21 protein-coding genes are annotated in these 21363 nt (G+C 64.2%); 7 read left to right on the top strand and 14 right to left on the bottom strand.

Features of this window, described 5'->3' with window-relative positions; all coding sequences use genetic code 11:
* Positions 1-49: 49 nt before the first annotated feature.
* The 11 genes from BM279_RS21415 to pobA all read right to left on the bottom strand — a co-directional run bounded on the left by BM279_RS21415 (position 50) and on the right by pobA (position 11443).
* Positions 50-682: a TRAP transporter small permease gene (locus BM279_RS21415; protein WP_093507173.1), complete on the bottom strand. Its 633-nt coding sequence runs from the start codon at positions 680-682 to the stop codon at positions 50-52.
* 147 nt (positions 683-829) lie between these two features.
* The gene (gene dctP / locus BM279_RS21410; protein WP_027910127.1) at positions 830-1825 is read right to left on the bottom strand and encodes a C4-dicarboxylate TRAP substrate-binding protein DctP; all 996 of its coding nucleotides are present in this window, start codon (positions 1823-1825) and stop codon (positions 830-832) included.
* A 329-nt stretch (positions 1826-2154) separates the two neighbouring features.
* Positions 2155-3540 carry a sigma-54-dependent transcriptional regulator gene (locus BM279_RS21405; protein ID WP_093507171.1) on the bottom strand — a complete coding sequence of 462 codons (1386 nt, stop codon included), beginning with the start codon at positions 3538-3540 and terminating at the stop codon, positions 2155-2157.
* On the bottom strand, positions 3537-5354 hold the full coding sequence (locus tag BM279_RS21400) for a sensor histidine kinase (RefSeq protein ID WP_093507169.1): 1818 nt from the start codon (positions 5352-5354) through the stop codon (positions 3537-3539). Before BM279_RS21400 ends, BM279_RS21405 begins: the two co-directional genes overlap by 4 nt.
* Positions 5355-5482: 128 nt before the next feature.
* Positions 5483-6352 carry a dTDP-4-dehydrorhamnose reductase gene (gene rfbD, locus BM279_RS21395; RefSeq protein ID WP_093507167.1) on the bottom strand — a complete coding sequence of 290 codons (870 nt, stop codon included), beginning with the start codon at positions 6350-6352 and terminating at the stop codon, positions 5483-5485.
* Positions 6349-6894, bottom strand: a complete 546-nt coding sequence (rfbC, locus tag BM279_RS21390; RefSeq protein ID WP_093507165.1) for a dTDP-4-dehydrorhamnose 3,5-epimerase — start codon at positions 6892-6894, stop codon at positions 6349-6351. Before rfbC ends, rfbD begins: the two co-directional genes overlap by 4 nt.
* Entirely contained in the window at positions 6894-7763 is an 870-nt protein-coding gene (gene rfbA / locus BM279_RS21385) for a glucose-1-phosphate thymidylyltransferase RfbA (RefSeq protein WP_093507163.1), read from the bottom strand. The genes rfbC and rfbA overlap by 1 nt, the downstream gene beginning before the upstream one ends.
* A 3-nt stretch (positions 7764-7766) precedes the next feature.
* Positions 7767-8828: a dTDP-glucose 4,6-dehydratase gene (rfbB, locus tag BM279_RS21380; protein ID WP_093507161.1), complete on the bottom strand. Its 1062-nt coding sequence runs from the start codon at positions 8826-8828 to the stop codon at positions 7767-7769.
* A gap of 49 nt (positions 8829-8877) precedes the next feature.
* A complete protein-coding gene (gene ypfJ, locus BM279_RS21375) occupies positions 8878-9741 on the bottom strand; it encodes a KPN_02809 family neutral zinc metallopeptidase (protein WP_093507159.1) in 864 nt (287 codons plus the stop codon).
* 26 nt (positions 9742-9767) lie between these two features.
* Positions 9768-10202, bottom strand: a complete 435-nt coding sequence (locus tag BM279_RS21370; RefSeq protein ID WP_093507157.1) for a DUF411 domain-containing protein — start codon at positions 10200-10202, stop codon at positions 9768-9770.
* Between the two features lie 56 nt (positions 10203-10258).
* Complete coding sequence (gene pobA, locus BM279_RS21365) at positions 10259-11443, bottom strand: 4-hydroxybenzoate 3-monooxygenase (protein WP_093507183.1); 1185 nt, start codon at positions 11441-11443, stop codon at positions 10259-10261.
* Between the two features lie 139 nt (positions 11444-11582).
* Here pobA and BM279_RS21360 point away from each other — a divergent pair, with 139 nt between their 5' ends.
* Genes BM279_RS21360 through BM279_RS21340 form a run of 5 tightly spaced genes read left to right on the top strand, consistent with a single transcriptional unit; the run spans position 11583 to position 14637 of the window.
* Positions 11583-12449 (top strand): helix-turn-helix domain-containing protein, encoded by an 867-nt coding sequence (locus BM279_RS21360; protein WP_093507155.1) that lies wholly within the window; start codon positions 11583-11585, stop codon positions 12447-12449.
* A gap of 39 nt (positions 12450-12488) precedes the next feature.
* Entirely contained in the window at positions 12489-12878 is a 390-nt protein-coding gene (locus tag BM279_RS21355; RefSeq protein ID WP_093507153.1) for a DUF4345 domain-containing protein, read from the top strand.
* Positions 12879-12921: 43 nt separating this feature from the next.
* A complete protein-coding gene (locus BM279_RS21350; protein ID WP_093507151.1) occupies positions 12922-13464 on the top strand; it encodes a hypothetical protein in 543 nt (180 codons plus the stop codon).
* A complete protein-coding gene (locus BM279_RS21345; protein WP_093507148.1) occupies positions 13464-14177 on the top strand; it encodes a GntR family transcriptional regulator in 714 nt (237 codons plus the stop codon). Before BM279_RS21350 ends, BM279_RS21345 begins: the two co-directional genes overlap by 1 nt.
* A complete protein-coding gene (locus BM279_RS21340; RefSeq protein ID WP_093507146.1) occupies positions 14170-14637 on the top strand; it encodes a GNAT family N-acetyltransferase in 468 nt (155 codons plus the stop codon). The genes BM279_RS21345 and BM279_RS21340 overlap by 8 nt, the downstream gene beginning before the upstream one ends.
* 66 nt (positions 14638-14703) lie before the next feature.
* Here BM279_RS21340 and BM279_RS21335 read toward each other — a convergent pair whose 3' ends face one another.
* Positions 14704-15651, bottom strand: a complete 948-nt coding sequence (locus BM279_RS21335; protein WP_093507144.1) for a PDR/VanB family oxidoreductase — start codon at positions 15649-15651, stop codon at positions 14704-14706.
* A gap of 58 nt (positions 15652-15709) precedes the next feature.
* Positions 15710-16774, bottom strand: coding sequence for an aromatic ring-hydroxylating dioxygenase subunit alpha (locus tag BM279_RS21330; protein ID WP_093507142.1), 1065 nt, complete (start codon positions 16772-16774; stop codon positions 15710-15712).
* Positions 16775-17138: 364 nt separating this feature from the next.
* Between BM279_RS21330 and BM279_RS21325 the strand changes: the two genes are divergently transcribed.
* Positions 17139-18467 carry an MFS transporter gene (locus BM279_RS21325; RefSeq protein ID WP_093507140.1) on the top strand — a complete coding sequence of 443 codons (1329 nt, stop codon included), beginning with the start codon at positions 17139-17141 and terminating at the stop codon, positions 18465-18467.
* Positions 18468-18506: 39 nt separating this feature from the next.
* Here BM279_RS21325 and BM279_RS21320 read toward each other — a convergent pair whose 3' ends face one another.
* Positions 18507-19808, bottom strand: coding sequence for an OprD family porin (locus BM279_RS21320; RefSeq protein ID WP_093507138.1), 1302 nt, complete (start codon positions 19806-19808; stop codon positions 18507-18509).
* A 330-nt stretch (positions 19809-20138) separates the two neighbouring features.
* On the opposite strand from BM279_RS21320, the gene mhpT reads away from it, so the two are divergent.
* On the top strand, positions 20139-21356 hold the full coding sequence (gene mhpT, locus BM279_RS21315) for a 3-(3-hydroxy-phenyl)propionate transporter MhpT (protein WP_093507136.1): 1218 nt from the start codon (positions 20139-20141) through the stop codon (positions 21354-21356).
* Positions 21357-21363 lie beyond the last annotated feature (7 nt).

Raw genomic sequence — 21363 nt, 5'->3', positions numbered from 1 at the left:
ATGCCGATGAACATCAGCGCGAACAGGGCGATGAACAGAAATGCGATGGTCATCGTTTAGCCTCCGTTTCTTCGGCGAGTTTGATGGCGTCTTCCACTTCGCCGTGACCACCAAAACCAATCTGCTTGTCCTGGATCACCCGGACCAGCACCTGGGCGAAACGCAGGAACATCAGGGTGAAGCCGATGGGCACGATCATCACGATGTGCCATTGCTGCACGCCGAAGCGGTCCAGATCCTCGGCACCGGTGCCGAGCGTGAACAGCAGCGCGACCCACTGCTCGCTGGAGTAGGCCATCAGCGCGCAGTAACCGAGGCAGATGAGCAGCGCGACGATGGCCACGGCCTTCTGCAGGGCGGGCTGGAACATGCGCACCAGCAGGTCGACGCCGATGTGCGCACCGATGCGCACGCCCCAGGCCAGGCCGACGAAGATCAGCCAGCCGAACATGGCCTTGGTCAGGGCCACGCTCCAGGTCATTTCCTGGGCGACGAAGAGGATGCCGTCGCCAATGGCGAACAGGGCATCGCTGCCAAACGGCAGCACATCGCCCAGGGCGTAGAAAACACCGTAAAGGTTGTTGAATACCACGTACGAGAAAGTGACCAGGGTCATGCCTGCAAGCAGGAATGCCACCAGTACCTCTTCGAGCTTGTTCCAGACACCAAGGACAGCGTGCATGGGGTTATCTCCATCAAAGGAACGGTCGCAGGGCGACAAAAGGGACAGCGATGCCTAAGGCCCGGCAGCCCGGCGGCTGCGACCGTTAAGAAATCTCTATCAGTGAAGCGGGTGGCGACCCCGCACAGGAGTCGCCACCTGAGGGCCTTAGTTGGCCTGGTTGGCAGCCTCGGCAGCCTTGATCAGGTCGGCGCCGATCTCACCTTCGAACTTCTTCCACACCGGGCGCATGGCTTCGCGCCATTCTTCACGCTGCTCGGGTGTCAGGGTGACGATTTCGGTGGTGCCGGCATCGATGATGCGCTGCTTGTCCTTCTGGTTCAGCGCCTCGGCCTGCTTGTTCACCTCGATGGTGACTTCGGCGAGGATCGCGGTCAGCTCGCTGCGCACGTCTTCGGGCAGGCCTTCCCAGAACTTGGTGTTGGTGATCACCATGTAGTCCAGCACGCCGTGGTCGGTCTCGGTGATGAACTTCTGCACTTCGTGCATCTTCTGGCTGTAGATGTTCGAGTACGGGTTCTCGGCACCGTTGACCACGCCGGTCTGCAGGCCTTGGTAGACCTCGGCGAAGCTCATCTTGCGCGGGGCGGCGCGTAGCGCCTTGAACTGCTCGTCCAGTACGGCGGAAGCCTGTACGCGGAATTTCAGGCCGCGGGCGTCTTTCGGCTCGACCAGTTTCTTGTTGGCCGACAGCTGCTTCATGCCGTTGTGCCAGTAACCCAGGCCGGTGATGCCCTTGCTTTCCATGCTGGTCAGCAGCGCTTTGCCTTCCGGGCTCTGCTGGAAGCGGTCGACGGCGTTGATGTCGTTGAACAAGAACGGCAGGTCGAAGATCTGGATCTGCTTGGTGTAGTGCTCGAACTTGGCCAGCGACGGCGCAATGATCTGCACGTCACCGAGCAGCAGCGCTTCCATTTCCTTGCCATCGCCGAACAGCGAGGAGTTCGGGTAGACCTGCACGGTCACCTTGCCATCCATGCGCTCGTCGACGAGCTTCTTGAACAGCAGGGCACCCTGGCCTTTCGGCGTGTGCTCGGCAACCACGTGGGCGAACTTGATGGTGATTGGCTCGGCGGCCTGGGCCATGCCGGCGATGCTCAGCGACAGGGCACAAGCCAGTGCCTTGGCAGTGAATTTGAACATGGGATGCTTCCTCTTGTTGTTGATAGCGTGCTGGGCGCGGGGCGCCGAAAACGAGCGAACAAGAGCAAGTCGAGGTTGCCGCGCTTGAGCGGCAGGATCGGTTGGCAGCGATTGGGCCTGGACTTGTACTTGTTTTTCGCTGATGAGCAGCAGAGCAAGCGTTGTGCCAGGCGGTGTGAAAGATCGGCATGGCAGCTTTGCGTCAGGCGCAAAGCCCCATGGCGCATGGGCCGTTGAATTTTGTAAAGAAACACCGCCACCCCGCGGAGACTGGCGGTTTGCAGAGGAGCGGCGAAAACAGCTGTGAGACTCGGCAGGAATCCGCTTATTTATTCGATGTCGTCTGGCGAGCTTCCGCCAGCGTCGGCAAAGTTCAGGCCGTGCTTGCGCAACTTGTCGTGCAGGGTCTTGCGCGGTACCCCCAGCGCCTCGGCCAGGCTGCGCAGGGAATTATGGTTGCGGGTCAGCTCGGCTGCGATCAGTGCACGCTCGAAGGCTTCCACCTGTTCGCTGAGGCTGCCGGACAGCGGTGCACTGTGCAGTTGGCTGTCGACGCCCAGTTCCAGGCCCAGGTCCAACCCGAGTGCAAAGCGCTCGCCAGCGTTCTGCAGTTCGCGCACGTTGCCCGGCCACGGGTGGCGCAGCAGCATGGCGCGCTGGCCGGGTTGCAGCTCCCGTTGCGGCAGGCCGTGTCGGGTGCTGGCGGTATTGGCGAAATGCTGGAACAGCACCAGGATATCCTCGCCGCGTTCGCGCAGCGGCGGGATGCGCAGCGGCGCGACGTTGAGACGGTAATACAGGTCGGCGCGGAAGCGCCCCTGGTCGGCGGCGGTACGCAGGTCTTCCTTGGTGGCGGCGATCACCCGGATATCCAGTGGGATCAGCTGGTTGCCGCCAAGGCGTTCGACCACGCGCTCCTGCAGCAGGCGCAGCAGCTTGACCTGCACGTCCAGGCTCATGCTCTCGATTTCGTCGAGAAACAGCGTGCCGCCGTTGGCGAATTCGAACTTGCCGATACGACGCTTCTGGGCACCGGTGAAGGCACCGGGCTCGTGGCCGAACAGCTCGCTTTCCACCACGGACTCGGCCAGGGCGCCGGCGTTGATCGCCACGAAGGGACCGTCGCGGCGGCTGGACAGATCGTGCAGGGCGCGGGCCACGACTTCCTTGCCGGCGCCGGTCTCACCAAGGATCAATACGTCGGTGCTGATCCCGGCCAGGGAGCCGATCTGCTCGCGCAGGCGCTGAATGGCCGGCGAATTGCCGACCAGCCGGCCGGACAGTTGCTGGCGATCGGCCAGGGCCAGGCGCAGGCTGCGGTTATCGAGCACCAGGCGGCGCAGGGCCAGGGCACGGCGCACGCTTTCCAGCAGGTCTTCGCTGGCGAAGGGTTTCTCAAGGAAGTCGTAGGCACCGGCGCGCATGGCCTGCACGGCCAGGGGCACGTCGCCGTGACCGGTGATCAGCAGCACCGGCAGGTCCGGATCCTGTTCGTGCAGCTGCTTGAGCAATTCCAGGCCATCGACACCGGGCATGCGGATATCGCTGACCACCACGCCGGGCCAGTCGCGCTCGATGCGTTCGGCCAGGCCCTTGGCATCGGCCAGGGTGGCGACCTTGAGGCCGGCCAGGTCCAGGGTCTGGCTGAGGGCCTGGCGCAGGTGCGGGTCGTCGTCGATCAGCAGAACCTGGGTGTTGGCGTCGATGGTGCTCATACGGTGATGTCCTCGGGCGGCTGGATGTTCACGCCGTTGTCGGCGGTGCGCAGGCGCAGGATCAGGTGCGCGCCGCCTTTGGGATGATTGGCGAACAGCAGTTCGCCGCCCAGGGCGCGCATCAGGGTGTCACAGATCGCCAGGCCCAGGCCGAGGCCCTGGGCGCTGGTCTTGGTGGTGAAGAACGGTTCGCGGGCGTGAGCCAGGGCGCTTTCCGAAAAGCCGGGGCCGTTGTCGCGCAGGTGTAGCTCGAGCAGATCGCCCTGCAGCTCGGTGCTGATCCAGATACGCCGTGGCTGCGGGCGCTCGGCCAGGGCATCCAGGGCATTGGCCAGCAGGTTGCTGAGCACTTGGCGCAGGCGCGTTTCGCCAGCCTGCACCCACAGTGTGGCGTCGGGCAGGTCACGGATCAGTTCGACGTCCATGGCGCGGCGACGTTTTGCCAGCAGTGCCAGGGCATCGTCGATGGCCGGCTGCAGTGCCACGCTTTCCGGTGCGTGGCGGTCGCGGCGGGCGAAGGCGCGCAGATGGGCGATGATCGAGGCCATACGCTCGGTGAGCTGGCTGATCAGCTTGAGGTTGCCGCGGGCGTCCTCGGTGCGTTCGTGGTCGAGCAGCACGCCGGCGTTTTCGGCGTAGCTGCGGATAGCCGCCAGGGGCTGGTTGAGTTCGTGGCTGATGCTCGCACTCATGGTGCCCAGGGCGGTCAGCTTGCTGGCCTGGACCAGTTCGTCCTGGGCCTGCACCAATTCCTGCTGGGCCTGCTCGCGCTCCAGCACTTCCTGCTTGAGGCGGCTGTTGAGGCGTTCCAGGTCCTGGGTGCGTTCCTGCACGCGCTGCTCCAGCTCTTGGCGGGCGCGGGTGTTGAGGGCGATGCGATCGAGGTAGTGGCGGCGGCGTTGCATCATCAGGCCGACCAGCAGGATCAGCACCAGCAGGGCACCGCCGCCGATGGCCATCACCGTGCGCACCGAGCGGTCGAGCACCAGCCGCGGGGCGAGAATGCTCACGCTCCAGCCGGTTTCATCGAGCACCCGGCTCTGGGTCAGCCAAACGTCGGCGTCCAGGTGCAGGGGTGGTGGGGACTGCGTCGGATACGGCTGGATGGCGGCGATGGAGGCGCGCTCGGCCTTGTCCAGCGGGCGGCTGGCGTGAAAGCGCCAGTCCGGGCGCGAAGTCAGGATCACCACGCCGTTGCCGTCGGTCACCAGCAGCTGTTCCGGCGTGTTGCCCCACAGGCTTTCGGTGTGGTCCAGGTCGACCTTGATGACCATGACGCCGATCTTCTGGTTGCCGTCGTAAACCGCCGAGGCGAAGTAGTAGCCGCGCTTGCCGGAAGTGGTGCCAAGGCCGAAGAAACGGCCCAGGCGGCCAGCCAGTGCTTCCTGGAAGTAGGGCCGAAAGGCGAAGTTGCCACGTACGAAGGTGTCCTGCTGGTCCCAGTTGGAGGCCGCCAGGGTTTCGCCCTTGGTGTTCATCAGGTAGATGACGTCGGCGCCGGTCTGCTGGCGCACGCGCTTTAGCAGCTGGTTGGCTGCAGCCTGCGCGGCTTCGTCACCCGGCGTGGCCAGCACGGTACGCAGGCCTGGGAGGTCACCTAGAATTGGCGGCAGTACTTCGTAGCGGCGCAGGGTGCCCAGCAGGTTGGCCACGTACAGGTCGAGGGTCTGGCGGTTCTGCTCGGTCAGCTGGGTGCGGTAGTAGCGGTCGGCGACGTAGTGCAGCGGCCACAGCAGCGGCGCCAGCAGCAGGGCCAGGATTGCCAGGCTGCGCCAGCGGGGGCGTTTGGGAATGGTGCTGGGAATCGTGTTCATCGAGTGGGCGCCGGAAAGACCGGGCCATTATGACCGCATACGCCAGGTGCCAGGTAGCCCGGCCCGCACCTGGCGATAGAGGGTGAGTCCCGTGTATCGATGCGCTCGACTCGGGCTACAGGCTGGCATCAACGCGGGGTGTTCAGGCACTCGAGCAGGCCATCGTGCCAGTCTGGCAGGCGTACGCCCCAGTCGCGCTCCAGGCGCGAGCAATCGAGCCGCGAGTTGAGCGGGCGCCTGGCAGGCGTCGGGTACTCGGTGGTGGCGATGGGCTTGAGCTGGGCAACGGTTTTGCCTTGCGCCTGCAGCTGCGCGGCGATGGCCTCGGCAAAGCCGAACCAGGACGTTTCACCGCGTGCGCTGAAGTGATAGATGCCCCAGGCCGCGGTCTGCTGCTGTTGCCAGTGCTCGATCAACTGCACCGTCGCGGCGGCGATGCTGCCGGCCCAGGTCGGTGCGCCGACCTGGTCGGCCACCACGCTGAGCTGCTCGCGCTCCTGCAGCAGGCGCTGCATGGTCAGCAGGAAGTTGCGTCCATGCAGCGAATACACCCAACTGGTGCGCAGGATCAGATGCTTGCCGCCCACCGTGGCAATGGCCTGTTCACCGGCCAGCTTGCTACGGCCATAGACGCTCAGCGGGTTGGGTGCATCTTCCTCGATGTAGGCGCTGGCTTTGCTGCCGTCGAACACGTAATCGGTGGAGTAGTGGATCAGTGGTGCTTCCAGCGCCGCAGCTTCCTCGGCGAGTACACCGGGCGCGACAGCATTGATGGCGAAGGCAGCCTCCGGCTCGCTCTCCGCAGCATCGACCGCGGTATGGGCAGCAGCATTGATGATCAGCTCTGGCTGCAGGCGGCGAACCGCTTCACGCAGGTTATCGATGTCTGCGAGGTCGAGCTGTTCGCGGCCCAGCACGATCAGCTCATGGCGGCTTTCGAGCAGCCATTGCAGTTCACGGCTGACCTGGCCATGCTGGCCGAGCAGGAGGATCTTCATGCAAACACGTCCGCTTCGTCGAAGCTCAGGCCCTGCTGATCTTTCGCTGACAACTTGGGCTCCCCCTGCAGCGGCCAGGCGATGGCCAGTTTCGGATCATCCCAGCGAATGCAGCGCTCATGGGCTGGCGCGTAGTAATCGGTGGTCTTGTAGAGGAACTCGGCGAACTCACTGAGCACCACGAAGCCGTGGGCAAAGCCTTCGGGCACCCACATCTGCCGTTTGTTGTCGGCGGACAGGTGGGTGCCAACCCACTGGCCAAAGGTCGGTGACTGGCGACGCAGATCCACGGCGACGTCATATACCTCACCGGCAGTGACGCGCACCAGCTTGCCCTGAGCTTGTTCGACCTGATAGTGCAGCCCGCGCAGCACGCCCTGTTGCGAGCGCGAGTGGTTGTCCTGCACGAAGTTCGGGTTCAGGCCGGTGGCTTCGCTAAAGGCGCGAGCGTTGAAACTCTCGTAGAAGAAGCCGCGCTCATCACCGAACACCTTGGGTTCGAGGATCAGAACATCGGGGATGGCGGTTTGAATGATGTGCATCAGTTGTCCTCGGCGAGGCTGAACAGGTACTGACCATAGCCGGTCTTGCCGAACGCCTTGGCCTGGCGCAGCAGGCAGTCACGGTCGATCCAGCCCTGCCCGTAGGCGATCTCTTCCAGGCAGGCGACTTTCAGACCCTGGCGGTGCTCGATGGTTTGCACGTACTGCGAGGCTTCCAGCAGGCTGTCGTGGGTGCCGGTGTCGAGCCAGGCGAAGCCGCGGCCGAAGCGCTCCACGCGCAAATCGCCGCGCTGCAGGTAGGCATTGTTGACGTCGGTGATCTCCAGCTCGCCGCGCGGCGAGGGCTTGACCGCCTTGGCGATTTCGATCACATCGTTGTCGTAGAAATACAAACCCGTCACGGCGTAGCTGGAGCGCGGTTTGGCCGGTTTTTCCTCGATGGAAATCGCCTGGCCCTGGGCGTCGAACTCCACCACACCAAAGCGCTCCGGATCCTTGACCCAGTAGCCGAATACCGTGGCGCCTTTGTCGGCAGCTGCGGCGCGCAGCAGTTTTTCGGTGAAGTGCTGGCCGTGGAAGATGTTGTCGCCGAGGATCAGGCACACCGAATCGTCGCCGATGAATTCTTCGCCAATGATGAAAGCACGGGCCAGGCCGTCCGGCTCCGGCTGTTCGGCATAGCTCAGCTCAAGGCCGAACTGGCTGCCGTCGCCGAGCAGCTTCTTGAACTGTGGCAGATCGTGGGGCGTGGAAATCACCAGGATTTCGCGGATGCCGGCGAGCATCAGCACCGACAGCGGGTAGTAGATCATCGGCTTGTCGTAGATCGGCAGCAGCTGCTTGGACAGGCCCAGAGTGATCGGGTGCAGCCGGGTGCCGGAACCGCCGGCGAGGATGATGCCTTTCATCGATTACTGCTCCTTGGGGGCGCCGAGCCGTTCGCGCTGGTAGCTGCCGTCCTGTACGCGGCGGCACCAGTCGAGGTTGTCCAGGTACCAGCGAACGGTCTTGCGCAGGCCGCTGGGGAAGGTTTCTTCGGGGATCCAGCCCAGCTCGCGCTCGATCTTGCTGGCGTCGATGGCGTAGCGCAGGTCGTGGCCGGGGCGGTCGGTGACGAAGGTGATCTGTTCGCGGTAGGAACCGGCTGCGCGCGGTTGCAGCTCGTCGAGCAGGTCGCAGATGGCGTGCACCACGTCGAGGTTCTTCTGCTCGTTGTGGCCGCCGATGTTGTAGGTCTCGCCGACCACGCCGCGGGTGACCACCTGCAACAGGGCGCGGGCATGGTCCTCGACGAACAGCCAGTCACGCACCTGCTGGCCATTGCCATACACCGGCAGCGGTTTGCCATCCAGGGCGTTGAGGATCACCAGCGGGATCAGCTTTTCCGGGAAGTGATACGGGCCGTAGTTATTCGAGCAGTTGGTCAGCAGCACCGGCAGGCCATAGGTGCGCTGCCAGGCGCGCACCAGATGGTCCGAGGCGGCCTTGCTGGCCGAGTAGGGCGAGCTGGGCGCGTAGGGCGTGGTTTCGGTGAACAGGTCGTCGACGCCGTGCAGGTCGCCGTATACCTCGTCGGTGGAAATATGATGGAAGCGAAACGCCTGGCGACGGGGCTCGTCTAGCTTGGCCCAGTAAGCACGGGTGGCTTCGAGCAGCGCGTAGGTGCCGACGATATTGGTCTGGATGAAAGCCGCCGGGCCGTCGATGGAGCGGTCGACGTGGGACTCGGCCGCCAGGTGCATGATGGCGTCGGGCTGGAGGTTCGCCAGCGCCTCGCTGACTGCAGCCTGATCGCCGATATCCGCCTGCAGGAAGCGATAGCGCGGGTCGTTCTCGACTTCGCGCAGCGATTCCAGGTTGCCGGCGTAGGTCAGTTTGTCGAGGTTGAGCACCTCATGATCGGTGTTTTTGATCAGGTGACGGATCAGCGCGGAGCCGATAAAGCCCGCGCCACCGGTGACGAGAATGCGCATGTAAGAAGTGCTCGGCCATGAAAAAGGTGAAGTATGCCTGCACCACGAATCATAGACGAGCGCTGGAAAAGGTATCGCAGGCGCCGACCTTGCCGCTTTCGAAGCCGGTGGTGAACCATTGCACGCGTTGTGCCGAGGTGCCGTGGGTGAAGGAGTCCGGCACCACCCGGCCGCGGGCCTGTTGCTGCAGGCGGTCGTCGCCGATGGCGTTGGCGGCGTTCAGGGCCTCTTCCAGGTCGCCGGGCTCCAGCCAGTCCAGGCGGCGCTGGGCGTGGTGCGCCCAGATGCCGGCCAGGCAGTCGGCCTGCAATTCCTGGCGCACCAGCAGGCCGCTGGCGCCCTCCAGGTTCTCGCCACGCTGGCGCGCCGCATCGACCTTGGCGGACACGCCCAGCAGCGTCTGCACGTGGTGGCCGACTTCGTGGGCGATCACGTAGGCCTGGGCAAAGTCGCCGGCTGCGCCGTAGCGTTGTTCCAGATCGCGAAAGAAACTCAGGTCCAGATACACCTGCCGGTCGCCCGGGCAATAGAAGGGACCGACCGCCGAGCTGGCGAAACCGCAGGCCGAGTTCACGCCGCCGTCGAACAGCACCAGTTTCGGGTCCTGATACTGACGGCTGTTGGCCTGGAAGATGGCGCGCCAGGTGTCTTCGGTATCGCCGAGTACCGCGCGGACGAAGTCCGATTGCTCGTCATTGGCCGTCGGGCGATCGGCCTGGGTCGTGCTATAGCCGCCCTGGCCGGCGAGCTGGCCGAGGATCTGCAGCGGGTCCTGGCCCATCAGCAAGCCGACCACCACGACAATGGCGATGCCGCCCAGGCTCAGCCACCGCCCGCCGCCAAAGCGCATGCCACCACCGCCGCCACGGGCGTCAACGACGTTGTCACTGCGGCGAGCTCGTTTCCAGCGCATGGCGATATCCTTTCAAAGGGGGCGAGTCAGTTGCCCGGATAACTACTGACCACGCTTTCGCCGCCTTGTGCGTCCAATCCAATCACCTGATAGGCGTCGCGAATGTTGCCGCGTTCCATGCCCGGCGAGCCAGTGGGCATGCCGGGCGCGGCGATGCCGAGGAGGTCGGGGCGCTCGCGCAGTTTGAGGATGTCGGCTGCCGGCACGTGGCCTTCGACGAATTTGCCGTCGATCACTCCGGTATGACAGGAACCCAGGCGCTCGGGCACGCCGAGGCGCTCCTTGACCGCGTGCATGTCGGTCTCGACGTGATCATTGACCGTGAAACCGTTGGCCTGCAGATGGCTGATCCAGCCTTTGCAGCAGCCGCAGTTGGCATCACGGTGCACATCGATGGTCAGTGGCTCGGCGGCCTGGGCGAGGCCGGCGAACAGGCCGGCGATGAGAAGCAGTGGGCGCATGACGCAAGTCCTCTTGGAAGATTTCACGAGCATAGCGCCCTCAAGGGATTATTTGACTATTCGATGGGCTCGTAGGGCAGGCCCACGTAGTTTTCGGCGATGCTGGTGCGCCCGGCCTCGGAGCCGACGAAGTAGTCCAGCTCGGTCTGGCGCATGCGCACGGTGAAGGCATCGGTATCCGGGAAGTTGTGCAGCAGGCTGGTCATCCACCAGGAGAAGCGCTCGGCCTTCCAGATGCGCCGCAGGCAGATCGCCGAGTAACGCTCCAGCAGGTCAGTGCGGCCTTCGCGGTAGACCTTGAGCAGGATGCGGTACAGGGTGCTGACATCGCTGGCGGCCAGGTTGAGGCCCTTGGCGCCGGTGGGCGGCACGATATGGGCGGCGTCGCCGAGCAGGAACAACTTGCCGTACTGCATGGGCTCGACCACGAAGCTGCGCAGTGGCGCGATGCTCTTCTCGATGGACGGCCCGGTCACAAGGTTGGCCGCGGTGTTGGCCGGCAGGCGCGATTTCAGCTCAGCCCAGAAACGCTCGTCTGACCAGTCTTCGACCTTCTCATCGGCGTCGACCTGCACGTAATAGCGGGTGCGTGTCGGCGAGCGCATGCTGCACAGGGCAAAGCCACGCGGGTGGCTGGCGTAGATCAGCTCTTCGGCCACCGGCGGGGTGTCGGCCAGCACGCCGAGCCACCCGAACGGATAGACCCGCTCGAACACCTTGAGGGTCTCGGCGGGTATCGATTGCCGGGACACGCCGTGGTAGCCGTCGCAACCGGCGATGTAGTCGCAGTCCAGACGATGGGCCTGGCCGTCCTTCAGGTAGGTGACGTAGGGCGCGCCATCCTTGAGGTCATGCAGCTGCACGTCGCTGACTTGGTAGTGGGTCACGGCGCCGCTCGCCTCGCGGGCCTGCATCAGGTCGCGGGTGACTTCGGTCTGGCCGTAGATCATCACTGTCTTGCCGCCGGTCAGGCCCTTGAGGTCGATGCGTTCGCGGCGGCCGTCGAAGGCCAGCTCGAAGCCGTCGTGCACCAGGCCTTCGCGGTCCATGCGGGCGCCGACACCGGCTTCTCGCAACAGGTCGGTCATGCCCTGTTCGAGCACCCCGGCGCGGATGCGACCGAGCACGTAGTCCGGGCTCTGGCGTTCGAGAATGACGGTGTCGATGCCGGCGTTGTGCAGCAACTGGCCGAGCAGCAGGCCGGACGGGCCGGCCCCGATGATGGCGACGGAGGTTTTCATGGCGTCCTCGATATTGTTGTTTGGACCTTTGTGCTTGTATTTTTGATTGGCCTTGGCCGGTGGATAAGGCAAATTCACGTCGTTTACTTGGACTTTCATAAACTCCGTTCGCCTATCGGCCATTTTCCGGGAGCGCCCCATGAGCCAGCCGCAGATCGCCGTTCCGGCATTCAAGCTGTATGGCGATGCTCTGGAATGGCCAACGCCGGACCTGCTGCACTGCGAGTCGATCCCCAAGCGCAGCCGTCTGCACGACTGGGTGATCGAGCCGCACCGTCATCCCGATCTGCTGCAGCTGTTGTACCTGCGCCAGGGCTCGGCGCTGATCGAGGTGGAAGGTGTGCAGTCGCGCATCGACGACGTGGCGCTGCAGGTGTTGCCACCCCTGTGCGTGCACGGCTTCCAGTTTTCCGATGATGTCGACGGCTACGTGCTGACCCTGGCGGCGCCGCTGGTGGCGCAGCTGGAAGCGCAGCTCGGCGCCCAGCACCCGGTGTTCAGCACCTCGGCGCTGTATCCGATCGGCGGCGACCGCGCCTACCTGGATGGCCTGTTTGATGCCATCGACCGCGAATACGGGCAGAGCGCGCCGGCGCGCAACCTGCTGCTGCAGTCGCTGATCGGCATGATCGCCGTGTGGCTCGGCCGCCAGGTGCTGGGGCGTCAGGCCGCTGAGCGACCGGCCCGGGGCGAGCAGCATCTGGCGGCGTTCAACCGTCTGGTGGAGCAGCATTTTCGCGAGCAGCTGTCGGTCGAGGAGTACGCCCGGCGCCTGGGCATCACTACCGCGCACCTCAACAGCATGACCCGTCGCTACGCCGGGCAGAGCGCCCAGGCTCTGGTGCATCAGCGCCAGTTGCTGGAGGCCAAGCGCCTGCTGGTGTACTCGTCGATGACCCTCAGCCAGATCGCTGATGCCCTGCAGTTTTCCGAGCCGGCGTATTTCTCGCGGTTCTTCAAACGCCTTACCGGGCTGACGCCCAGCGCCTTCCGGCAACAGCGCTGAGTGGCCTATGCTGCGCTCACGTGCCCGGAGGACCAAGCCATGCCCGTTGCTCGTCTATTTCTCGTTGTGCAATTGCTGCTGCTCACCGGCTTCGGCGGCGCCTACTTTCTGTGGCCCCAGGAAATGGGCGCGGTCAGCGGCATGCTGCTGATGGAGTCGTCCGCGGTCACCGACGTGCGTGCCCAGTACGGCGCCCTGCCGGTCGGCCTGGCGGTGTTTCTCGCCCTGGCCCTGTGGCGGCCCGAGCTGACCCGCCCGGCCCTGATCCTGCTGCTGGTGCTCTACGCCAGTCTGGCGCTGGGGCGCATCGCCGGCCTGTGGCTCGATGGCGGTGCGCAGCAGACCTTCAACCTGTGGGCGATTTTGTTCGAAGTGGTGTCCGCCGGCCTGGCCGGCTGGGCACTGCAGCGATGGCGCGCGGATCGATGAAGTTACCGGATGTGCTCCTTTCAGCGGCGTGCGGTGTTTTACGATGACGCATCCCGACTACATGTTTAGCGAGATGGATATGCAGGCTTCCCAGGCGCTCGTCGATCACTTTCATTCACTCGATGATGGCGGCAAGCAGTGCTTCTTGCGTGGGTTCCAGCAGCCGCTCGATCAGTCGCTGGCGACCTTCATGCTCAGCGTCGTGAGCAGTGATCAGGATGATGACGTGCGGATCGAGGCGGCTAAGATCCTGGGGCTTTATCGGGGCGATTACGATGACGCGTTCATCCGCAGCGCGCTTATCCAGCTCATAAATGCCGGCGACAGCGAGGACGACAGCCTGATCGTCAATTGCATCCATAGCCTGGCATTGCTCGACCTAGGCGCTGATGAAATCAACTTTGCCCTATCGATCATCGAGCAGGAGCGTTATGTGCTGTTTCAGAGCGCTGCCTTCTCCCTGCTGGAGCAGAACAGGCGACTTCCAGCGGCGCGGGCCGCTCTCGAGCGTCTTGTCGATAATCGAAACTACGGCAAGGCAGCTCGCCGAGCGCTCGATCGGGTTCAGCTGGAGGACAAGCCGTGATGTACAAATCCGGACAGCGGGTGCTGGCGGCACTACGGCAGATGATCGCCTCGGGAGAGCTGGCGGCGGGCGAGCGCATCGCTGAAATCCCTACCGCCGAGCGGTTGCAGGTATCGCGCACGCCGATCCGTATCGCCTTTCGCACCCTCGAGCAGGAAGGCCTGCTGTGCAAGGCGCCGGGCCGGGGCTACACGGTGCGGGCGGTGACCGACGACGACATAGCCGGCGCCGTGGAAGTGCGCGGCGTGCTGGAGGGCCTGGCTGCACGCCAGGCCGCCGAACGCGGCCTCAGTGACGACACTCGGCAGCGCTTGTACGCCTGCCTGGTGGAGGGCGATCAGCTGTTCGACAAGGGCCATGTGGTGATGGAGGAACTGGAGATCTACCACGACCTCAATAAACGCTTCCATCAGACGATCATCGAGGCCAGCGGCAACAGCGCCATCGCCGTGGCGCTGTCGCGCAACGATCACCTGCCGTTCGCCTCGGTCAGCTCCCTGGCCGTGGATGGCAACGACATGGCGCGCGAGTACCGGCGCTTCAGCTTTGCCCACATGCAGCACCACGCCGTCTACGACGCACTGGTCAACGGCCAGGGCGCGCGCGCCGAAGGCATCATGCGCGAGCACGCCAACGCCACCCTGCGTTACGCCCGGGCGATGCAGAGCGATGAAACGGGTGAAGCCGCGATGACGATCCTGCGCGATGGCTGAGGTGCAGTGGGCGATCCGCCCGGCCCGGGAGGCGGATGCCGAAGCCATCAGCAGGGTCATCGTGCAGACCTTAAGGCTCAGCAATGCCGCGGATTATCCGTCGCAGGTGATCGAGCGAGTGGCGGCCAATTTCGATGCTGGCGGTGTGCGTGGGCTGATGAAATCACGGCAGGTGTTCGTCGCGCTCGATGACGAGTGTGTGATTGCCACCGCTAGCCTGGCTGGGGATGTGGTGAGGTCGGTGTTCGTGCTACCCGAGATGCAGGGGCGTGGAGTGGGCAAGGCGCTGATGGGCTATGTCGAAGGTGTTGCCCTGGCCGCTGGTGTGCAGTGCTTGCGGGTGCCTGCTTCGTTGACGGCGGTGCCTTTCTATACGGCGCTGGGCTATGCCGTGGTGCGTGAAGTGGTCGAAGGCGATGAGCGCACCTTGGTGATGGCGCGCCAGCTCAGTGTTGGGTAATCGGCTCAGGATGGTGTCGTGTATTCGATTTGGTGGGCTTCAGCCCACCATCGCTGCCGGCAGGGATCAGATATCCAACACCAACCGCGCGCTTTTCGCCCTTGAACAGCAGGGCGTGAATTGGTCGTTGGCGGCCTGCTCATCCTCGGTGAGAAACAGATCCCGATGATCCGGCTCACCCTCCAGAACGCGGGTCAGGCAGGTGCCGCAGATGCCTTGTTCGCAGGACACCGGAATCTCCACGCCGCTGCCGCGCAGCACCTCCACCACGCTGACGCCTTCCGGCACCTGCAGCACCTCGCCGCTGCTTGCCAGCTGAATCTCGAAGCCGGTTTTCGGCTGATCATCGGCCTCGGCGCTGAAATACTCGCGGTGCAGGTTGTCGTTCGCCCAGCCCAGCCCGCGGGCGCTGTCCAACACATGTTCCATAAAGCCGCCCGGGCCGCAGACGTACAGGTGTGTCTGCGCCTGAGCCGGGCCGATAAGCGCGGCGGTGTCCGGGCGTTTGCTCGGCTCGCCGTCGTCGAAATGCAGGTGCACGCGGTCGGCAAACGGTGACTGACGCAGGCGCTCGACGAAGGCGGCCTGCGGCGCCGAGCGGGCGAAGTAGTGCAGGGTGAAATCGCCGCCGGTGTGGCTCAGGCGTTCGGCCATGCACAGGATCGGCGTGATGCCGATGCCGCCGGCCATCAGCAAGTGGCGCCTGGCGTCGTGCTGCAGGGGAAACAGATTGCGTGGCTCGCTGATGCTCAGCCTGACGCCCTGCTGCAACCCGTGCATGGCAATGGAGCCGCCACGCGAGTCGGCGCTGCGCAGCACGGCGATCTGGTAACGATGCCGTTCTTCGGGGTGGTTGCACAGCGAATACTGGCGGATCAGCCCGTCCGGCAGGTGCACATCGATATGGGCGCCGGCACTGAAGGCGGGTAGCGGTTCTCCGTCGGCACGGGCCAGGTCGAAGCTGAGAATGTCCTGGGCCTGGGGCTCAATGGCGGTGACGATGACGTCGATCATGGTGGCGCTCTCGTAAGGGCTAGCGCGCGCCACCTGGGCGGCGTGCGACGGGCAGGGGTCAGCCGACCTGGCGGACGTCGATTTTCTGGGCGGCGAGGGCCTGCTCTTCAGCGAGCAGGCGGTCGATGATGCGTCGCGACTGCACGCCACCAGCGTCGATGTTGAGCTTGAGCAGCTGGCGTTCGGGCTGCCACAACAGGTTGCGCTGCTGGCGTTCGAGCATCTCCAGGTCCTCGCTGAAAATCTTGCCCTGGCCTTCGCGGATGCTGTCAGTCAGTGCCTGATCCTCTGGCTTGAAGCTGCGCGCCATGCCCCAGAAGTACCAGATCGAGGTTTCGCTCTCCGGGGTGATGAAGTCGACCACGATGCTCGCCGCCTTGACCTCGGCCGGCGCCTCGTAACCGCCATGGCCGGCGTGTGCTACGCCGACTTCGATCATCACGTGGCTGGGCGGGTTGAAGCGGCAGATCTGCCAGCGGTCCACCGGCACGTCGTCGGCCAGGCCGTTGCCGCGCAGCGCCATGCGCCAGAAGGGCGGGGCCATGATGTTTTCCATATGGCGGCTGGTGATCACCTCATCGCCTTCGACCTTGGTGACTGGCGGCGCTTCGTCGATTTCCTTCTGGCCGATGCTGGAGGTGTGCACGTAGGTTTCGTGGGTCAGGTCCATCAGATTGTCGATCATCAGGCGATAATCGCAGTTGATGTGGAATAGCCCGCCGCCGTAGGCCCAGTCGGGATTTTCCGCCCATTCCAGATGATGGATGGTGGCCGGATCGGCCAGTGCCTGATCGCCGGTCCACACCCAGATGAAGCCATAGCGCTCCACCGCCGCGAAGGCGCGAATGCCGGGAAAGCCGCGCACTCGTTGGCCGGGCATCGATACGGTCTTGCCCTCGCAGCCCATCTCCAGGCCGTGATAGCCGCAGATCAGGTTGCCGTTCTCGACATAGCCGAGCGACAGCGGCGCGCCGCGGTGCGGGCAGAAATCCTCGAGGGCGACGACCTGACCTTCGGCGCCACGGTAAAAGACGATCTTTTCCCCGCAGATCTGCCGGCCCAGAGGCTTCTCGGCAATTTCGTCGGGGGTGCAGGCTACATACCAGGCATTTTTCGGGTACATGACGACCTCGGTTATTGTTGGAGTTATTGGATCCAATGGTTGGTTTTTAATCAGCCTACTGTCAAGGGTGGTTCGGGAAAATAGTTAATAAAACAAACTGTCCGATCAGCGAACGTATTCTTCAAGGCTTCGCGATTATGCAAGGCCTTGAACGGTACGGGCTCGACGTGACTGCGGACCGGATTCGGCGCCACGACGCTGCCAGCATGGATTGAAAATTGGATCCATTTCTGCAACGGTTACGACGGCTGTTCCATAAAAACAATTCAGGATCTGCGCCGATGATTATTCGTCCATTCCCCTCGGCTGCCGCCTGTGGCAGGCCGTTCCTTGTTTATCCAGCAGTGGTTGCAGGAGGTGCGCGATGAGCGACCTCAGGCAAGTCGTCGACCAGGGCCCGATGCGCGGCTTTCAGTGGGTCGCCATCGCCGTCTGCGTCGTGCTCAACATGATCGACGGCTTCGATGTGCTGGTAATGGCCTTCACGGCCTCGTCGGTGGCCGCCGACTGGTCGCTGAGCGGCGCGCAACTGGGCATGCTGCTCAGTGCCGGACTGCTCGGCATGGCGGCCGGCTCGCTGTTCATCGCGCCCTGGGCCGATCGCATTGGTCGGCGCCCGCTGATCCTGCTGTGTCTGGTGATTTCCGGCACTGGCATGCTGCTTTCGTCGCTCAGCCAGACGCCCACCCAGCTGGCGCTGCTGCGTGGCCTGACCGGGCTGGGCATCGGCGGCATTCTGGCCAGTAGCAACGTGATCGCCAGCGAATACGCCAGCAAACGCTGGCGCGGCCTGGCGGTCAGCCTGCAATCCACCGGTTATGCCCTGGGCGCCACCTTCGGCGGTCTGCTGGCGGTGTGGCTGCTGTCGCACTGGGGCTGGCGCTCGGTGTTCTTCGCCGGCGGCCTGATGACCTTCGCAGCCATCGTGCCGGTGCTGCTGTGGCTGCCCGAATCTCTGGACTTCCTGCTCTCCCGGCAGCCGGCCAAGGCGCTGGATCGGGTCAACCGCCTGGCCGCGAAACTGGACCGGCCGAGCCTGGCTGCACTGCCGGCGTTACCGGTCGGTGGCCACGCCAACAGCGGTGCCTTCGCCCGGCTGTTCGACCCCGAGCAACGGCGCAGCACGCTGCTGATCTGGGTACTGTTCTTCCTAGTGATGTTCGGCTTCTACTTCATCATGAGCTGGACGCCCAAGCTGCTCACCCAGTCCGGCCTGTCGGTGCAGCAAGGCGTCACTGGCGGTGTGCTGCTGAGCATCGGCGGTATCTTCGGCGCGACCTTGCTGGGGCTGTTGTCGGCGCGTTTTTCCCTGGCGCGGGTGCTGGCCGGCTTCATGCTGATCACCGCCGTGCTGCTGGTGATCTTCACCGGCCTGGGCTCCTCGTTTACCGCGGCGCTGGGCATGGGCCTGCTGATCGGGCTGTTTTCCAATGGCTGCGTCGCTGGCCTCTATGCGCTGTCGCCGTTGATCTACGGCGCGTCGGTGCGGGCGACCGGGGTAGGTTGGGCGATCGGTATCGGTCGCGGTGGGGCGATCCTGTCGCCGACCGTGGCCGGTTTGATGCTCGATGACGGCTGGCAGCCGCTGCAGCTGTACACCTGGTTCGCCCTGGTGTTCGTGGCTGCTGCGGTGCTGTTGTTGACCCTGTTGCCGGCCCAGAAGCCGCAGCAGATGACGCCGGCTCAGGCCTGAGCCGCAAGGGGCGCGAGGTTGGTCCTCGCGCCCGCTCCCTCACCAGAGCGCCAGGGTGTAGTCGATATGCAGCCGGGTCTGGTTTTCGTCGCGAAAGGCTGCGCCGGCAGCGAAGTCGTTGCGATAGATCGAATGCCGCGCCTTCAGGCCGACGCCCTTGAAGGTACCACTCTGGATCACATAGCCGATCTCCATCTGCAGTTCACGCTCCTTGAGGCCCGCGCCGCCCAAGGTCGGCAATTCGATGTTGTCGCCGCGCAGGTAGCGTAGGCGCGTCTTAAGTCCAGGCAGGCCGGCAGCCGCGAAGTCATAGTCGTAGATCGCCTGCCAGGTGCGTTCCTTGGGGTTGAGGAAGTCCGAGCTCATCGCCATCTCGCTGATCACCATCGACTCGGTGCCCGAGATATACGGCTTGGCCGTGTCGCCGCTCTGGTGCATGTAACCGAGGGTAAAGCGATGGCCGTCGATGGCATACGTGAACTGAGCGGCGAGATTGCGGTTATCCACTTTGCCGGCCTTGGCGCTGCCATCCTCGTTGCTGATAAAGGCGCGCAGGTCGGTGCTGAACACGCCAGGCCCCACTGGCAGCTCGTGCAGCAGACCGAAGTATTCCTGGCGGTACAGGTCGGCGACCGAGGTGTGGTAGGCGCGCAGCTTCAGGCCTTTGCTGAGCTGGTAGTCACCGCCGAAGAACGCCGCGTGGGAGCTTTCTGCCGCCGGGTTGAAGCGTCGGTTCGGTGAGGCCACCGTCATTGCTTGGTAGTTGGTGGAGTCGCGGCGATTGATGCGGTCGAGGTAGCCGGCATTGAGGGTCAGATTCTCGATATCCATGGACTGCAGGTAAGCGCCGCGAAAGCTCTGCGGCAGCAGTCGCGCCGGACTGGCGACGATGGACGGCAGGAAGGGCGAGACGTCGCCGACCTTCAGCACGCTCTTGCCGGCGCGGATCTTGGCGGTCGGCGCCAGGCGTGAATATTCATCCGCAGCCCGCCCGCTGCTGGCGGAAACCGGCAGCAGCTCGGTGCCGCTGCGGTCAGGCGAGGAGTCCAGCTTCACGCCCAGCAGGCCGGTGACGTCCAGGCCGAAGCCGACATTACCCGGCGTGTAGCCGGACTCCATCTTGAGGATGAAACCCTGGGCCCATTCGCGGGCCGCCGACTTGGCGCCGTCGTCCTTGTAGTCGCGATCCATGTAGTAGTTGCGGGTGGTCAGCTTGGCGCTGCTGTCCTCGACGAAGCCGTCGGCCAGGGCGTGGCCGGCGAACAGGGCGGGGGCCAGCAGCAGGCTGGTCAGTGAGCCGCGGCGAAGTGAATGGGAATCGAGCGCCCGGAGGTTGTGCATGTCATTGTCCTTTTATTGTTGTTTTTGCCCCGCCGATGCGGGCGGTGGAGGCAGCGCTGGTCGCGTCGCGTGGGGCGAGAATGGAAAGGCAATGGCGGGTGGTCAATTCGCTTTGCTCGATAATCGAACGTTAAATAATTTAATTATTTTGTAAGTTAATAAAAATTCTCAGCTAAGTGATTGATCCGTCTCGGCTATCACCGAATTAGGCGGTCAGGCTGGATTACTTTCGTTATCCATTATCTTTGTTAATCTTTTTTCAGGCTTCGCAGGCTGCTCCTTTCGGTGTCCTGCGAGCGACCACAACAACAATAAAATCGAGGGTTACCCATGGATACGTCATCGCGTCGTTCGACGCTGACCGTCACGCTGTGTTTTATCGTCGCGCTCATCGAAGGGCTGGACCTGCAATCGGCGGGCATCGCCGCTGCGGGCATTCGCCAGGCGTTCGAACTGGATCAGAAAATGATGGGCTGGATGTTCAGCGCCAGCATCATCGGCCTGCTGCCCGGGGCGTTCTTTGGCGGCTGGCTGGCCGACCGCATTGGTCGCAAGGGCGTGCTGATCGGCGCGGTCATCCTGTTCGGCATCTTTTCCTTGTGGACGGCCTTTGTCACCAGCGTCAACGGCCTGCTGCTGGCGCGCCTGATGACCGGCCTGGGCTTGGGCGCCGCGCTGCCGAATCTGATCGCCCTGTGCGCCGAAGCAGTGGAAGAGCGTCGCCGCGGCACGGCCATCAGCATCATGTACTGCGGGGTGCCGCTGGGCGGCGCCATCGCGGCAGTGGTGGGCATGCTCGGTGGCGAAAGCTGGCAGACGGTGTTCATCGTCGGCGGCGTGGCGCCACTGCTGATCGCTCCGCTGCTGGTGTTCGCGTTGCCCGAGTCGCGGGACTTCCGTGCGCAGCATCAGGGCGTTGCGCCAGCGCGCGAATCTACCGTGCAGGCGCTGTTCGGCGAGGGCCGTGCCGGCGCCACGCTGGCGCTGTGGGTCAGCTACTTCTTCACCCTGACGGTGATGTACATGCTGCTCAACTGGCTGCCGTCGCTGCTGCTCGCGCAGGGCTTCAGCAAGCCCCAGGCTGGCACCATCCAGATGCTGTTCAACATCGGCGGCGCCATCGGTTCGCTGCTCGGCGGCGTGCTGCTGGATCGTCGTGGTCGTACCGGCGTGGTGCTATTCGCCTATGGTGGCGTGCTGGCGTCACTGGCTGGTTTGGGCCTGGCGTCGGGCATGCTGGCCATGGCGATTGCCGGGTTCGCGGCTGGCTTGTTCATCATCGCGGCGCAACTGGTGCTCTACGCACTGGCGCCGCCGGCCTATCCGACTTCGGTGCGTGCAACTGGCGTAGGTGCTGCGGTGGCGGTGGGGCGCCTGGGCTCGGTCTCCGGCCCATTGGCTGCCGGGCAGATTCTCGCCGCGGGCGCCGGCACCACCGGTGTGCTGCTGGCAGCCTCTCCTGGATTGGTGATCGCTGCCCTGGTGGTGCTCGGCATGAGCCGGCGGCGCGCTGCCGAAGCGCCAGGCGCATCGACGACATCGCACTGAAGGCGCT

This window comes from Phytopseudomonas straminea (assembly GCF_900112645.1).
Classification (GTDB): domain Bacteria; phylum Pseudomonadota; class Gammaproteobacteria; order Pseudomonadales; family Pseudomonadaceae; genus Aquipseudomonas; species Aquipseudomonas straminea.
The sequence above is the reverse complement of the archived record's forward strand: the minus strand, read 5'-3'. Positions and strand labels throughout refer to the sequence as shown.